We start from the raw sequence: 15,752 nt of genomic DNA, 5'->3' as shown, positions 1-15,752 counted from the left end.
TATCATCATTCTATAGTATACCATTTAACTTATATTTTTTATATGAAAGGTAGTCATCAACTGTATAATTTGTATTTTTATCATATTGATACAACAAGATTGTTATCCTTTGCATCTGCTTTAATAATTTTACCTTCTTTTGCATCTCCTTTCAAAATAAGATCCGACACTGGATCCTCAATTAAACGTTGAATAGCACGTTTTAATGGTCGAGCCCCCATTGTGAAATCAGAGCCCTCCTTAACAAGTAATTGCATAGCCTCAGGAGAGATTTCTAATTGTAAATCACGCTCTTCAAGGCGTTTTGTAACATCACTCATCAAGATAGTTACAATTTCTTTTAAGTCCTCTTCTGTTAATGGATGGAATACAATCATTTCATCGATACGGTTTAAAAACTCAGGTCTAAAATGACGTTTCACCGCATCCATTACCGATTTCTTAGCCGCTTTAAAATCAGTTCCTTTATTTTCATCTACATTAGAATCAGACTTTTTAGCTGCTAAGAAACCAAGTTCTGGCAAGTTCTTATGTAAAGCTTTAGCACCTAAGTTACTTGTCATGATAATAACTGTATTTCTGAAATCAACAGTTCTACCTTGGCTATCAGTAAGACGACCATCATCAAGAACTTGTAACAAGATATTAAAGAAATCTGCATGTGCTTTCTCTACTTCATCGAGGAGAATAACGCTATATGGTTTACGACGTACCGCATCTGTTAATTGGCCACCTTCTTCATAACCTACATAACCTGGAGGGGCACCGACTAAGCGAGACACAGTATGTTTTTCCATATATTCAGACATATCAAGTCGAATCATAGCAGATTCATCGCCGAACAAGGAGGATGCAAGCGCTCTTGCTAGCTCAGTTTTCCCTACACCAGTTGGCCCAAGGAACAAGAATGAACCAATAGGCCGTTTTGGGTCTTTTAATCCAGCCCTTGCACGGCGTACAGCTTTAGCTACAGCAGTAACAGCCTCATCTTGACCTACTACGCGTTTATGAAGTTCTTCTTCCAAATGTAGTAAGGTTGCAGACTCTTCTTCTGCAATTTTAGCCACTGGAATGCCTGTCCATTGCGCTACTACAGCAGCTATGTCTTCCTCTGTTACTATTAATTTTTGATCGCTTTTTTCTTTAGCGATAGATTTTTTATCACCAATTTCTTTTAATAGTGATTGTTCTTCATCGCGAAGCTCTGCAGCCTTTTCAAAATCTTGAGACGTAACAGCAGCTTCTTTTTCTTTCTTAACTGTATTAAGGCGATCCTCTAATGCTTTAACATCAGGTGCTGCAGAAAATACTTTCATACGAACCTTAGATGCAGCTTCATCGACTACATCGATAGCCTTATCAGGCAAGAATCGATCTGTAATATATCGGCTAGATAAAGATACAGCTGCTGTTAATGCCTCATCTGTAATCTTAGCCTTATGGAAAGCTTCATACCGATCTCTTAATCCCTTTAAAATTTCAAGAGCATCCTCTTCGTTAGGCTCTCCTACTTGAACGGGTTGAAAACGACGCTCTAAAGCAGCATCTTTTTCTATATGTTTCTTATATTCATCAAGTGTTGTGGCACCGATAACTTGGAATTCACCTCGTGCCAAAGCAGGCTTTAAGATATTAGCTGCATCCATAGCGCCTTCAGTAGCACCTGCCCCAACCAATGTATGAATTTCATCTATAAAGATAATCATATCATCATGTTGTTGTACTTCATCAATGGCTTTTTTCAACCGTTCTTCAAATTCACCACGGTACTTGGCACCCGCTAACATAGAACCAATACTAAGAGAAATAATGCGTTTATTACGTAAAATCTCCGGTACATTACCAGTCACAATACGCTGTGCCAAGCCTTCGGCAATAGCTGTTTTACCTACACCTGGTTCGCCAATAAGAACAGGATTATTTTTAGTTCTACGGCTGAGAATTTGAATGACTCGTTGAATCTCCGTATCGCGGCCAATAACAGGATCAATCTTACCTTGTTTAGCAGACTCATTAAGATCAGTTGCAAAATCTGACAGCTCACCTAAATCATTATTGCTATTTATTCCCTCTTGACCACCATTGTTGCTACCTTTATTCGAGCCAAGAATACTACGAATTGCTTCTACTACATCATTACTACGTATATTCATAGCTCGTAAAATAGCAACTGCAACACCGCTACCATCGCTAAGTAGGCCCAATAGAATATGCTCAGTACCAACGTAATTGTGATTCATTTGATTTGCTACTTGAATGGCAAGCTCAAGTACATGTTTAACACGAGGTGTCATATATATTGACGTTGCTTTTTTATTACCACGTCCTACATGTTCTTCTACAGCTTCAAAAATATCTTCTGTAACAAGGCCAAGCTCTTCTAAAGCTTTAGCTGCTACACCATTTTTAACCTTTGTAAGGCCGATGAGTACGTGTTCAGTACCGACATAGTCATGTCCTAACTCCAATGCAGCCTCTTGAGCTAACGAAAGAACACGCTGTGCATCGTCTGTAAACCGTTGCATCATAATATCACCTCATCTATCTATGTAAATTGTAATTATTTCTTTTCAAATATATATAAACAATGGTGAAATAACCATTGGAATATCAAAAATAATATTAAACTCTATTAATCTATTATGCTATCTAGTATTAATATTTACTATTTTTTACAAATCTCTTAACAGTAAACTAAGAAAATTATATAAATCAATCTATACAAAATAAATAATCATACATTAATTATTTATGTACTTATATTAATTTGAAAGTTTTTGACGTATCACCTTTGCACGATAGCTGTCGCGATCGGTATCTGTCAAATTTTCACTACCTAAGTATTTAGAAAGGAAGTTTGGTCTAGTTATAGCAACAAGCTCATTAAAAGTATCTTTACCCCAGAATGGTAATATTTCTAAATCTACACCTAATTGAATGTCGCTAAGCTTACTAAGTGCCTCTTTACCGCTTACACGTCGTGCATATTGTAAAATTCCATAGGATCGCCAAAGTATATCTTCCAAACCTTCTTTATCGTTGTGTAATAAAGATTGCCGAGACTTTCGTTCTTCTGCAATAATTCCTTCTACGATTTTAATCAATTGCTCAATAGTTGCTTCTTCACTAATCCCCATCGTTCGTTGATTAGAAATCTGGTAAATACAACCTAAAGCTTCGGAACCTTCCCCATACAACCCTCGTACAGAGTAACCTAATTGTATTATGTTACGAATGAGTCTCGTAATACGACCAGATAACGTCAATGCGGGTAAATGTAACATAACAGAGGCTCGTAAACCTGTACCCACATTAGTGGGGCAAGCAGTTAAATAACCAAATCGCTCATCAAAGGCATAAGGGTATTTTGCTTCAATAGCTTTATCAATTTGAACCGCATGATTATAAGCTTGTTGCAATTTAAGTCCTGGAGCCATAGATTGAATACGTAAATGATCTTCTTCATTTACCATAATTGCGATAGAAGCATCATCAGATACGATCAAATTACGATACGGTAATTGTTCCTCTAAAGCAGGACTCATTAAATGCTTTTCAACTAAGACAGCACGTTCACGTTGACTTAATTGCTCAAGGCTAATATTTGTATATTGGTGCTCATCAGCCTTTTTTAATATTGGCAATAGGCCTCGAGAGATTATATTCACTTTTTCTAAGGAAACTGTATCTTCACGATTCGTAAATAATATATCATCAAAATTTCTCGCCAATCGTATACGGCTTGAAATTACAATGTGGTCTGTCGCCTCTGTATCCTGACACAGCCACTGACTTAGCGGAGAGTCCAATATAGTATCTAACATAAGAACCTCCTATTCGTTATCACCATCAATGATAACTTCTAGATTTTTAATTTTGTCTCTCAAAATTGCGGCTTCTTCAAAGTTTTCAGCTTGAATAGCTGTATCTAATTGGCGGCGCAATTGCTTTACTTCATACTTTGCTTTAAATACATTAGTACCACGACTAGGTATAGTCCCTTCATACTCAGAACTACCTTGTATTCGTTCTAATAATGGATTTATTTCACTATTAAAAGTCTCATAACATTGACCACAGCCAAACTTACCTACCCGATTGAATTCATCATAAGTAATACCACACTGAGGGCATCTCTTAGATTGATGAGCTTTTAATAAATTATCTGGATACACCATATTCTTAAAAAAATCATTAGTAAAAAAGTTATTATCCCACATATCATTCATAAAAGAACTATAAGGAGATAATTTCCCAGCTTGTTGTAACTCGGTGGCACAAGTACTGCAAAGATGTTGCTCAGTCTTTTGATTATTTATGATATTAGTCATATGGATAGTAGCTTCATTTTTATGGCAATGATCACATAACACAAATCATCACTCCTTCCGCAAAGTGTCCACCATTGATGCATATAATTGACGAACAGCATCATTACGTTCTTCTACGTCTACATTTTCAATTAATGTAGCAAAAGAATTATGCATCAATTGAGCTTCACGACGGGTAATCTTTTCAGATTGTAATAATTGAAATAATGATTGATCTACATCTCGCATATCAATTAATCGTTCTACCGTATTTGGACCTTCATAAATCCGATAAGTTGTAACAGCAGGTAAAGAATCTGAACTTTCTGGGTTAATTTTTTTGATTCGAATATATCCACCCAAGCCACGTCTTGACTCAACATCGAAACCGCGCTCATTAGAAAAACGCGTACTTAATACGTAACTAATTTGGGATGGCGCACAATCTAATTCATCAGCCAATTCATTACGCTTTAAAATTAGCTTTTCTTGTTCTTCACGCATACGGTCTAATATAAATTTTTCTATTTTATCAGCTATCATACTCATAAAAAACACCCCTTTAAAGTTTATTTACTATAGTTTTGACTATTTGTTCTTTAGCATAACTCTATTATATTTGACTTTTTGACCTTAGTCAATATAAAAGTCAAATTTTATAAAAATAACGTTTGACTTTTAATGTATTCTCATATAATTGGACTTAATCCTTAAATCTATGTATAATAAATGAGATATTATTTTCTGAAGGAAGGTGTTGTTATGGCAGAAGCATTAGGACAAGAACTGTTAATTGATTTATATTCCTGCGATGAAGACGCAATTTCATCCGCTACAGCTGTACAGGAAAGTGTAGCAACCGCATTTGACTTAGCTGAACTTGATGTAGATGAAATCAGTTGTCAAGTTATGGACGAGGAAATCGCCCTCCTTTCTGTCGCACCAGGTTTTCACTTTACATTGCACACATATCCTGCACTTGGTTATGTAGCAGTTGATTTGTATTCCTTCGAGCAAACATTACCACTTACATTAATTATGAAAGCCTTACGTAAATCTTTTAGAGCTGAAAAAGTAAAGGCAACAAGTGTGCAACGTGGCGACTTTGGTAACGAACGTGATATGAAGCCACGTCGCAAAACTAAGATTACTACACTTGGTCGTGTTTCTCGTACACGTATCCAACTCAAACAAACAGGGGGCAAGTTGAAAAAACAAAGTGCTAAGGTTATCAAAACATTAGCTAAAAAAAGTGGCCTAAAAAAATAACATAAAATGAAGATGCAAAAAAGCTAGAGGATTTCCTCTAGCTTTTTATTTGGGTTGATATGTAATTCTATTTATATAGCTTATCTACGAACCATCATTTCTTCAAGATTGAGAACATCAGCAATTTCATCAACATCGTCACAGATATATTCGGCATCCGCTTCCTTTAACTCAGATTCCGTACCATAACCATAGGTAACGCCAATGGAGATACAGCCAAGTTCATTAGCTGCTTCTACATCGTACTTACGATCTCCAACCATGAATGTCAATCGACGACCATTTTCATCAGTTAATGGGTTACCACATAGCGTGAGAGCTTTTTCAAGAATTTCTTTTTTGTGTAACAATCCCGCTTCGTAATTAGCACCAACAATAACATCAAAGTATGGTGTCAATTCAAAGTGATCAAGAATATCTTTAGCATAATGTTCTGGTTTTGCAGTAGCTACAGCTATAGTATATTGTTCAGTTTTGCATTTAGCCAATAAGTCTACAATATTCGGATATACTTTATTTTCAAATTTACCGATGGTACCATAACGTTCACGGAATTTAAAGTATGTTTCTTCCGCTTGCTCAAAGGTCAAACCACAATGTTCTTGGAAAGCATCTACCAATGGTGGTCCTAAGAACAATTGTAATGTTTCTTCATCAGGTACAGTATAACCGAAATGTTCCAATGCAAATTTAATGCTTTTAAGAATACCTTCTTGAGAGTCAGTTAAGGTTCCATCTAAATCAAATAATATCGTTTTCTTCATATTATTTCTTTAAAGCCTCTTTCAATGTATGCCATGCAAGAACTGCACATTTTACACGTGCTGGCATGTTAGAAATATTTTGTAGAGCCATAGCATCTTCTAATTCTTCTAACTCATTTTCATCGGTAATCTCTTTTTTAATCATACCTAAGAAAATTTCAACCAAACGAAGCGCTTCCTCAACGGATTTTCCCTTAATAATATCAATCATCATAGATGCAGATGCTTGGCTAATAGCACAGCCAGAACCTGTATATGCAGCATCTTTAATGATACCATCTACTACATTGAGTTGTAATGTTAAATCATCACCACAACTAGGGTTATGGCCATGTTCAGAATTTGTAAATTCAGCTAATTCATGCTTATTACGTTTATCTTGGTTATGTTCCAAAATAAGTTCCGTATATAATTGATCCATTTCCATTGTGGCAATTCTCCTAATCTTTAAAACCCATTACTGAACGAACAGTCTTCAATACTTCAAGGAACGCGTCTAAATCTTCCTTGCGAGTGTATAAGTACATACTTAAACGAGTGGATGCAGATACATTGTAGAACGCACCTAATGGTTGTGCACAATGATGACCAGAACGAACGCAGATGCCCTTAGAATCCAAAATTGTAGCTACATCATGAGGATGTACATCATCTACAGTGAACGCAATTACGCCATGTTTTTCCTTAGGGTTTTGAGAACCAATAACATGAACATGTGGCAATTCAACAATCTTTGGAAGAATATAAGCTACTAACTCCTCTTCATATGCTTCTATAGCATCCATGCCAAAAGATTCCAAATAATCAATAGCTGCATGCAAGGAAACGGCACCATCAGCATTTGGAGTACCGGCCTCAAACTTATATGGAAGCTCATTGAATGTAGCAGTTTGTTCTTTTACATACTCAATCATATCTCCACCCAATAGGAATGGAGGCATAGCTTCTAATAATTCACGTTTACCGTATAGTACACCAATCCCTTGAGATGCACACATTTTATGACCAGAAAATACGAAGAAATCGCAATCTAATGCTTGAACGTCAATTTTTTTATGAGGTGTAGATTGAGCACCGTCTAGAACAACAATAGCACCTACAGAGTGAGCCTTCTCAGTTAATTCTTTTACAGGGAATTCCATACCAAGCACGTTACTAACATGAGCAAAAGCAACAATTTTAGTCTTTTCATCAATTTTATTGATTTCACCAGCTTTTAAGTGCCCATGTTCATCAAGATACATGTATTCTAAGGTTGCCCCTGTTTGCTCTGCTACGTATTGCCATGTTACAAGATTTGCATGATGTTCAGCAACAGTAATGACAATCTTGTCACCTTTTTTCACATTATGAAGGCCATAGCTGTGTGCAATCAAGTTCATTGACTCCGTACTATTACGTGTAAATATAACCTCTTCGCGTTCGCGAGCATTGATAAATTCAACTACGCGATCTCGTGCATTTTCATAGTCTTCAGATGCTTCAATGGCTAAAATATGAGAACCACGATGTGGGTTACCATTACGTTGTGTCATATGTTCCACAACACGGTCAATTACGGACTGTGGAATTTGTGCAGTAGCACCACTATCTAAATAGATAACACGGTGCCCATTATGCTCTTTATGTAATATAGGAAAGTCTTTATATGCTTCTGCAATTGGTCTCATAAAAACGCCTCTTTATATTTTATTACGTACAGCTACTAAAGCCGCTTCTTCAATCGTTTCATCACCAATGCGATCAATAATAGGTCGAATCATAGATTCAACAATGATATGTTTTGCTTCTACCTCACTAAAGCCACGGCTCATGATATAGAACAATTTATTATGATCAATTTGGCCTGCACTTGCTGCATGATTACCAACTACATTATCTTCTTTACACAATAAAAGTGGTAAAGAAATAGATTTTACAGTTGGATCTAACAATAAGCAAGTATCTTCTTCCGCCCCTTCAGAAGCAGTCGCACCACGAAGGAAATCAAGAGTGCCACGGAAGGATTTTTTTGAATTACCGCTTAGAGCACCTAAGGTATGAATATCACTAAATGATTTTTTACCACCATGACTCATAACCATAGAAATATCAAATTTTTGCTCTTTATTACCAAGATAAGCAATGTCATGAACCATACGAGATTCTTGGCCTACTAAATCATGATAGTAATTCAAGATGTTTTCACTACCACCAATTTCAATATTGATGTATTCTACATCTGCTTTATCTTCTAATTTAGTGTATCTATGCTCGATATGTTGTACATGTTCAGGCAAAAGATTTACCTTTTTTACCACAACCTTACCAGCTTCTTTAACATCATACTCGTTTAAATAGCTAACATTTGTCAATGCATCGCCAGAACCAGTTACATAGAATTGTACTTCTAGTTCAGCACCTTCACCAACGATAAATTGAAAACGATTTGCCACACGAGCATTAGCATCAATGCGGATGCCTACAACTTCCTTTGCCTTAGCCGGAACATTGATAGCATAACCTTCTGCATTATCTACCAACGCTTGAACAGCATCCTTATTAGCACCTTCATATTTAGCATCTAACAGTGCTGTTCCTGTAGGCAACGGTGAAAGTATATTTTGATTCGCTTCTACAGCGATGGATTGTACAGATGTATCCTCTCCAGCTAGAGAGCTTACAGTATGGTTAACACGTAACCATCTGAATGTCGGTCTAGGGAGTTCATTAAATAGTAATTCGCTCATAATTCCTCCTTAACCGATAGAACCTTCTAATTCGAGATTAATTAGATTGTTCATTTCTACAGCATACTCAAGTGGTAATTCTTTGGAGATTGGCTCAACGAAACCACGAACGAGCATTGCACGAGCTTCTTCTTCACTAATACCACGTGTCATAAGATAGAAAATCGCTTCGTCGGAAATACGACCGATTTTAGCTTCATGACCTAAATCCACATTATCGTTTTCTACGATAATAGCTGGAATTGTATCAGATTGAGACTCTGCATCAAGCATCAATGATTCACAAGATACAGTCGCTTTGGAATGTTCTGCTTTAGGACCAATTTTCAAAAGGCCACGGTAGATAGCAGCACCACCGGATTTGGAAATAGATTTAGAGTTTACATTACTTGTTGTGTAAGGAGCATTATGAACTACCTTACAACCAGTATCAAGGAATTGGCCCTCACCAGCAAATGTTACACCTGTGAATTCAGCATGTGCACCTTCCCCGTTAAGGATACTCATTGGATACAAGCAAGATACCTTAGAACCGAAGGAACCAGATACCCACTCAATAGTACCACCTTTACCTACAACACAACGTTTTGTGTTAAGGTTATACATATTTTTGGACCAGTTTTCAATTGTAGAATAACGCAATGTAGCATTATCCTTTACGAACAATTCAACGGCACCTGCATGAAGGTTAGATACATCGTATTTAGGAGCGGAACAGCCTTCGATAAAGTGCAATTTAGCTCCTTCTTCTACAATGATCATCGTATGTTCAAACTGACCAGCACCTGGTGCATTTAAACGGAAGTAGGATTGCAATGGAATCTCTACTTGTACACCTGCTGGAACGTATACGAAGGAACCACCAGACCAAACGGCACCATGAAGGGCAGCCCATTTATGGTCTGTAGGCGGAATTAATGTCATCCAGTATTTTTTTACGATTTCTTCATGCTCATGAAGAGCTGTTTCGATATCAGTATAGATAACACCTTGCTTAACAAGATCTTCTTGAATACTGTGGTAAACAACCTCAGAATCATATTGAGCACCAACACCAGCTAGAGATGTTTTTTCCGCTTCTGGAATACCTAAGCGGTCAAAAGTACTTTTAATTTCTTCTGGAACTTCATCCCAGTTTTCTTTCATATCTACTTTAGGCTTAACATACGTATGAATATTTGCCATATCCAAGCCCGAGATATCAGGAATCCAATTTGGAATGCCCATACGATTATAGATTTCCAAAGATTTTAAACGGAAATCGAGCATCCATTCTGGTTCATTTTTATTAGACCAAATTTCGCGGATAATATCTTCTGTTAAACCGGCGTCAGAGATATAAGAATATTCAAATTCGTTCTTTATATCATAGACGCCACGGTCCATATCCGCGACTTGGGTTTTCTTTCTTTCTTCCATTATGCCTCCTATGCTAATGCTTTGTATGCGTCATAACCTTTTTCTTCGATTTCACGTACAAGAGAAGCATCACCAGTTTTAACAATCTTGCCATTGATCAACACATGAACATAGTCTGGTTTTAGTTTTTGCAAGATTTGGTTATGATGAGTAATGATTAATACAGCATTTTCTTCGTTATGGAAACGTTGTACACCTTCAGATACGATACGAACCGCATCTACGTCAAGGCCAGAATCAGTTTCATCAAGAATAGCCAATTTAGGATTCAAAATGGACATTTGAAGAATTTCATTCTTCTTGCGTTCACCACCAGAGAAGCCTTCATTTACATAACGTTGCGCATAAGATAAATCAAAGGACAATTCATCCATTTTTTCTTTCAATTCTTTTTTGAAAGATAATGCACGTACATTTTCACCAGTAATTGTGGATTTAGCTGTACGAATGAAGTTTTCTACAGTAATACCAGGAATAGAAATTGGATTTTGGAAGGACATAAAAATACCCGCTTTTGCACGATCGTTTACTGCATCTTCCGTAATATCCTTACCATCAAAAATGATAGAACCACTATCTACTGTATATGTAGAGTTACCCATGATTGCATTAGCAAGTGTAGATTTACCAGCACCATTTGTCCCCATCACAACATGAATTTCACCTTTATTAATTGTTAAATCAATACCTTTCAAGATTTGTTTCTCTTCAACAGATACCTTTAAATCTTTTATCTGAAGTAATTCAGCCAAAATGTTCACTCCTTTTATTTGTATGTAACCATAAGAAACATACATTCGTTATATATAAAACGTATATACTGACACATATAAAAAGGCGGTACGCACTAACGTGAATACCGCCGTAATTCTCGCCAACTTAGCAAGTATGTGCATAACAATCTACACTCATTATACATTCTTATCTAAATGATAGCAAGATATTCCTACTAAAATATACAGGAATTAAAAGAATATCAAGTATTACATATATTGATAGGTTTTTATTAATATTAATTCTCATCCTATTCGATTCTCAATATTAAATTATAGGTTTGAAAAATCAAGAGTTCCAAATAAATCATCGTATGTTTCAGCACGACGAATTTGTGTAACAGAGCCATCTTTATGTAGCAATAACTCTGCAGAACGTAATTTACCATTATAATTGAAACCCATAGAATGTCCATGTGCACCAGCATCGTGAATGATGACACGATCTCCAATATCAATTTTTGGCAGCTCTCGTTGAATAGCAAATTTATCATTATTTTCACATAAGGAGCCTGTTACATCATATACATGATCCTTGGGAGCATTTTCTTTCCCCATTACGGTAATATGATGATAAGAGCCATACAATGCCGGACGCATAAGATTTGCCATACAAGCATCTAAACCGATGTAATGACGATAAATATCTTTTTTATGAATAGCAGTAGAAACAAGGTAACCAAATGGACCTGTTACCATACGCCCACATTCATAAGCCAATGCTACATCAATAAGTCCATTAGCTACTAAAATCCTATTATACGCTTCTTCTACACCCTTGCTTAATGCGCGGAAGTCTACTGGTGTTTGTTCTGGTTTATAAGCTACACCTACACCTCCACCTAAATCAATAAATTCAACAGTTATACCAAGTTCTTTTTTAATATCTACAGCAAGATTGAAGCAAAGCTCTGCTGTACCAACTAAACCGTCAATATCAAGTTCGTTAGAAACAACCATTGTATGAATACCAAAGTGTTTTACACCTTTAGCTTGTAATTGTTTGTACGCTTCAAATATTTGTTCGCGTGTCATACCATATTTAGCTTCTTCAGGAAGGCCAATAATTGTATTGCCTCCTTCTTTTAAAGAACCCGGATTATAACGCACGCAGAATGTATCTGGCAGAGAGCCGTGATTTTTTTCTAAATATTCTATATGCGTAATATCATCAAGATTGATGATTGCACCCATTTCAAGTGCTTTTTTATACTCCACATATGGTGTGTCATTAGATGTGAACATAATATCATGTCCAGTAATACCCACCTTTTCACATAAAATGAGTTCCGCTAAGGAAGAGCAATCTGCACCAACTCCAAGTTTTTGTAATAAACGTATGATATATGGATTCGGAGTCGCTTTTACAGCAAAATATTGTTTAAACCCTTTATTCCAAGAGAATGCATTGATGAAAGATTTCATATTCTCAATAATTCCTTCTTCATCATAAATATGGAATGGAGTTGGATACTGAGCAATAATATTTTCTAATTGTTCTGACGTGAATGGAACTGTTTTTTTGTTCATGATAACCTTTCTACATAAATAAAAGACTCATCAGCCGATGAGTCTTTTATTCTAATTTCCTAATTATTTAAATAAAGCTTTATCTAAACTAAAGCGACCAGCACCAGCAAAGAATAACATAAGTGCACCAAAGCCTAATTGAGATGGGTAGTCCCAGCTAAAGAAACTACCATTCAAACTCACAATAGTCGCAGTTGCTAAAGTACCTACAACTAGAATAGCACCAATACGTGTAAATAATCCTACTGCAATGAGAATACCACCAATCATTTCTGCAAGTGCTGCCATAGTGCCTAGCATCTCATAACCACCGGATACACCTAAAGGTGCTAACATAGTCCCTACTTTGTAGAGCCCTTCAGCTCCGCTAAGCCATTTTAAATAACCATGATAAAACATGGAAATGCCCAATGCAAGGCGATAAATCAATAAGCCAAAGTTTACATAATTAGGTTTACTTTTAAAAATAAAGTTCAACATAGTGATCCTTCTTTCAATTCAAATATAGCAAATCGAATAAATTCGATACATTAATTATACTATTAGAGAATAACTATGTCAATAAGACTCACTATTAAATTCTATAGAATTATATCATACATTGTATACAAAATCAATTTTATCGATGTAATCAATATAATATAGTCAGCTTAAATACAATCATAGTTTTTTTGAAATTTGAAATTTAAAATATTACACCCTTACAATAGATTAATTTATCAGTAAAAAATAATCCTAATGAATATGAAAAAATGTAATTCACAATTCATTAGGATTATTATATTTCTTATAAAATTAATTCTAAGCAGCTGATTACATCATACCGCCCATACCACCCATTGGAGGCATTGCAGGAACTGCTGCATTTTCATCTACCTTATCAGCTACGATTGTTTCAGTAGTTAATACAAGAGATGCGATAGATGCGGCATTTTGAAGGGCAGAACGAGTAACTTTTGCAGGGTCAACAATACCAGCTTTAACCATATCGATGTATTCTTCAGTCAAGGCATTGAAACCTACACCAGCTTCAGTATTTTTAACTTTTTCTACTACTACAGAACCTTCGAGACCAGCGTTGTATGCAATTTGACGAAGTGGTTCTTCTACAGCGCGTTTTACAAGGTTAATACCAGTTTGAACATCACCAGTAGCTTTCAATGTATTCAATGCAGGGATGATATCGATGAATGTAGTACCACCACCAGCTACGATACCTTCTTCGACAGCTGCACGGGTTGCGTTCAATGCGTCTTCAATGCGAAGTTTCTTATCTTTCATTTCAACTTCTGTAGCAGCACCTACTTCGATAACTGCAACACCACCGGACAATTTAGCTAGACGTTCTTGTAATTTTTCACGGTCGAAATCAGAAGTAGTTTCTTCAACTTGTGCACGGATTTGGTTAACGCGTTTAGTAATTACATCTTTATCACCTGCGCCATCAATGATTGTAGTTTCATCTTTAGTGATGCGAACTTGACGAGCTGTACCAAGATCTTCAAGTTCTACAGAATCAAGCTTACGGCCCATATCTTCAGTGATTACCGTACCGCCAGTTAAGATAGCAATATCTTCAAGCATAGCTTTACGACGATCACCGAAGCCAGGAGCTTTAACAGCTACAGCTTTGAATGTACCACGCAAACGGTTTACTACTAATGTAGCCAACGCTTCCCCTTCTACATCTTCAGCGATAATAAGAAGTTCTTTGCCTACTTTTACTACTTTTTCAAGTGTTGGCAACATATCTGCGATAGCACTGATTTTACGATCAGTAATCAAGATATATGGGTTATCCATAACAGCTTCCATACGATCAGGGTCAGTTACCATGTAAGGGGAAATGTAACCACGATCAAATTGCATACCTTCTACTACATTTAATGCAGTTTGCAAACCTTTGGATTCTTCAACAGTAATAACACCATCATTACCAACCTTTTCCATAGCTTCAGCAATCAAACCACCGATTTCTTCGTCAGCAGCAGATACACTTGCAACTTGAGCAATTTCAGCTTTACCAGAAACTTTAATAGAGCGTTTTTTGATTTCTTCAACTAAAGTTTTTACTGCTGTTTCAATACCTTTTTTCAAAATCATTGGGTTAGCACCAGCTGCTACATTGCGCATGCCTTCTTGAATCATAGCTTGTGCCAATACTGTGGCAGTAGTAGTACCATCACCTGCTACGTCGTTAGTTTTAGTAGCAACTTCTTTTACCAACTGAGCACCCATGTTTTCAAATGGGTCTGGAAGTTCGATATCGCGAGCAATAGTTACACCATCATTTGTAATTGTTGGGGAACCGAATTTTTTATCCAACACAACATTACGACCTTTTGGACCTAATGTAACTTTTACAGCATTTGCTAATTGATCTACGCCACGACCTAAAGCACGACGAGCTTCTTCATTAAACAAGATTTCTTTTGCCATATGTATTACCTCCTAAATAGTAACACTATCCAATGTAACGAAATATATGTACCCTTAGGCAATATAGAATGTATCATCAGTTTTTATAGTCATGTAGACTATAAATTAGCGATTATAATACTGCTAAAATATCGCGTTCGCTAATAATCAAATGAGTAGCACCATCAATTTCTAATTCGCTACCAGCATATTTTGCGAACATAACAGTGTCGCCAACTTTAACTTCTGGAGCTACACGTTGACCATTGTCATATACTTTACCAGCACCTACAGCTACAACTACACCTTCTTGAGGTTTTTCTTTTGCTGTATCAGGAAGGAAGATACCACTTTTAGTTTTTTCTTCTTTTGCTTCTAGACGGATAAGAACGCGGTCAGCTAATGGTTTTAACATATAATGTCACTCCTTTTTACTAGTTAATCTCCATAATTTATTAGCACTCTAGCTCATCGAGTGCTAATTACAAGTATTATTATAACCGAAGTTAAAATAATTGCAAGTACTAATTTTGATTTTTT

15 protein-coding genes are annotated in these 15,752 nt (G+C 36.3%); 1 reads left to right on the top strand and 14 read right to left on the bottom strand.

The genetic code is table 11. The annotated features are described in order from the left end of the window. Window positions 1–80: 80 nt before the first annotated feature. The 4 genes from ACMKPP_RS06950 to ACMKPP_RS06935 all read right to left on the bottom strand — a co-directional run bounded on the left by ACMKPP_RS06950 (window position 81) and on the right by ACMKPP_RS06935 (window position 4,859). Window positions 81–2,528 (bottom strand): ATP-dependent Clp protease ATP-binding subunit, encoded by a 2,448-nt coding sequence (locus ACMKPP_RS06950; protein WP_120054826.1) that lies wholly within the window; start codon window positions 2,526–2,528, stop codon window positions 81–83. Window positions 2,529–2,762: 234 nt separating this feature from the next. Continuing rightward, window positions 2,763–3,824 (bottom strand): protein arginine kinase, encoded by a 1,062-nt coding sequence (locus ACMKPP_RS06945; protein ID WP_120054827.1) that lies wholly within the window; start codon window positions 3,822–3,824, stop codon window positions 2,763–2,765. A 9-nt stretch (window positions 3,825–3,833) separates the two neighbouring features. Then, on the bottom strand, window positions 3,834–4,373 hold the full coding sequence (locus tag ACMKPP_RS06940) for a UvrB/UvrC motif-containing protein (protein WP_077708473.1): 540 nt from the start codon (window positions 4,371–4,373) through the stop codon (window positions 3,834–3,836). 6 nt (window positions 4,374–4,379) lie between these two features. Further along, window positions 4,380–4,859, bottom strand: a complete 480-nt coding sequence (locus ACMKPP_RS06935; RefSeq protein WP_004696020.1) for a CtsR family transcriptional regulator — start codon at window positions 4,857–4,859, stop codon at window positions 4,380–4,382. A gap of 213 nt (window positions 4,860–5,072) precedes the next feature. On the opposite strand from ACMKPP_RS06935, the gene ACMKPP_RS06930 reads away from it, so the two are divergent. Further along, window positions 5,073–5,579 carry an S-adenosylmethionine decarboxylase family protein gene (locus ACMKPP_RS06930; protein WP_004696023.1) on the top strand — a complete coding sequence of 169 codons (507 nt, stop codon included), beginning with the start codon at window positions 5,073–5,075 and terminating at the stop codon, window positions 5,577–5,579. 80 nt (window positions 5,580–5,659) lie between these two features. On the opposite strand, the gene ACMKPP_RS06925 is transcribed toward ACMKPP_RS06930, so the two are convergent. The 10 genes from ACMKPP_RS06925 to groES all read right to left on the bottom strand — a co-directional run bounded on the left by ACMKPP_RS06925 (window position 5,660) and on the right by groES (window position 15,627). Further along, entirely contained in the window at window positions 5,660–6,343 is a 684-nt protein-coding gene (locus ACMKPP_RS06925) for an HAD hydrolase-like protein (RefSeq protein ID WP_004696982.1), read from the bottom strand. Between the two features lies 1 nt (window position 6,344). Then, entirely contained in the window at window positions 6,345–6,770 is a 426-nt protein-coding gene (gene sufU / locus ACMKPP_RS06920; protein ID WP_295815258.1) for a Fe-S cluster assembly sulfur transfer protein SufU, read from the bottom strand. A 13-nt stretch (window positions 6,771–6,783) separates the two neighbouring features. Next, window positions 6,784–8,013, bottom strand: a complete 1,230-nt coding sequence (locus tag ACMKPP_RS06915; protein ID WP_418369529.1) for a SufS family cysteine desulfurase — start codon at window positions 8,011–8,013, stop codon at window positions 6,784–6,786. Window positions 8,014–8,025: 12 nt separating this feature from the next. Continuing rightward, window positions 8,026–9,072, bottom strand: coding sequence for a SufB/SufD family protein (locus tag ACMKPP_RS06910; RefSeq protein ID WP_302498064.1), 1,047 nt, complete (start codon window positions 9,070–9,072; stop codon window positions 8,026–8,028). Between the two features lie 9 nt (window positions 9,073–9,081). Next, window positions 9,082–10,491: a Fe-S cluster assembly protein SufB gene (sufB, locus tag ACMKPP_RS06905; protein ID WP_295815252.1), complete on the bottom strand. Its 1,410-nt coding sequence runs from the start codon at window positions 10,489–10,491 to the stop codon at window positions 9,082–9,084. Window positions 10,492–10,499: 8 nt separating this feature from the next. Next, a complete protein-coding gene (gene sufC, locus ACMKPP_RS06900) occupies window positions 10,500–11,243 on the bottom strand; it encodes a Fe-S cluster assembly ATPase SufC (protein WP_004696035.1) in 744 nt (247 codons plus the stop codon). 294 nt (window positions 11,244–11,537) lie between these two features. Beyond that, the gene (locus ACMKPP_RS06895; RefSeq protein WP_418369528.1) at window positions 11,538–12,794 is read right to left on the bottom strand and encodes a diaminopimelate decarboxylase family protein; all 1,257 of its coding nucleotides are present in this window, start codon (window positions 12,792–12,794) and stop codon (window positions 11,538–11,540) included. 63 nt (window positions 12,795–12,857) lie between these two features. Then, window positions 12,858–13,274 carry a DoxX family protein gene (locus tag ACMKPP_RS06890; protein WP_004696040.1) on the bottom strand — a complete coding sequence of 139 codons (417 nt, stop codon included), beginning with the start codon at window positions 13,272–13,274 and terminating at the stop codon, window positions 12,858–12,860. 333 nt (window positions 13,275–13,607) lie between these two features. Continuing rightward, window positions 13,608–15,233, bottom strand: coding sequence for a chaperonin GroEL (gene groL, locus ACMKPP_RS06885; protein ID WP_077708474.1), 1,626 nt, complete (start codon window positions 15,231–15,233; stop codon window positions 13,608–13,610). Between the two features lie 112 nt (window positions 15,234–15,345). After that, complete coding sequence (groES, locus tag ACMKPP_RS06880) at window positions 15,346–15,627, bottom strand: co-chaperone GroES (protein ID WP_004696047.1); 282 nt, start codon at window positions 15,625–15,627, stop codon at window positions 15,346–15,348. Between the last annotated feature and the right edge of the window lie 125 nt (window positions 15,628–15,752).

Source organism: Veillonella parvula (genome assembly GCF_048309325.1).
Lineage (GTDB): Bacteria > Bacillota > Negativicutes > Veillonellales > Veillonellaceae > Veillonella > Veillonella parvula_T.
The sequence above is the reverse complement of the archived record's forward strand: the minus strand, read 5'-3'. Positions and strand labels throughout refer to the sequence as shown.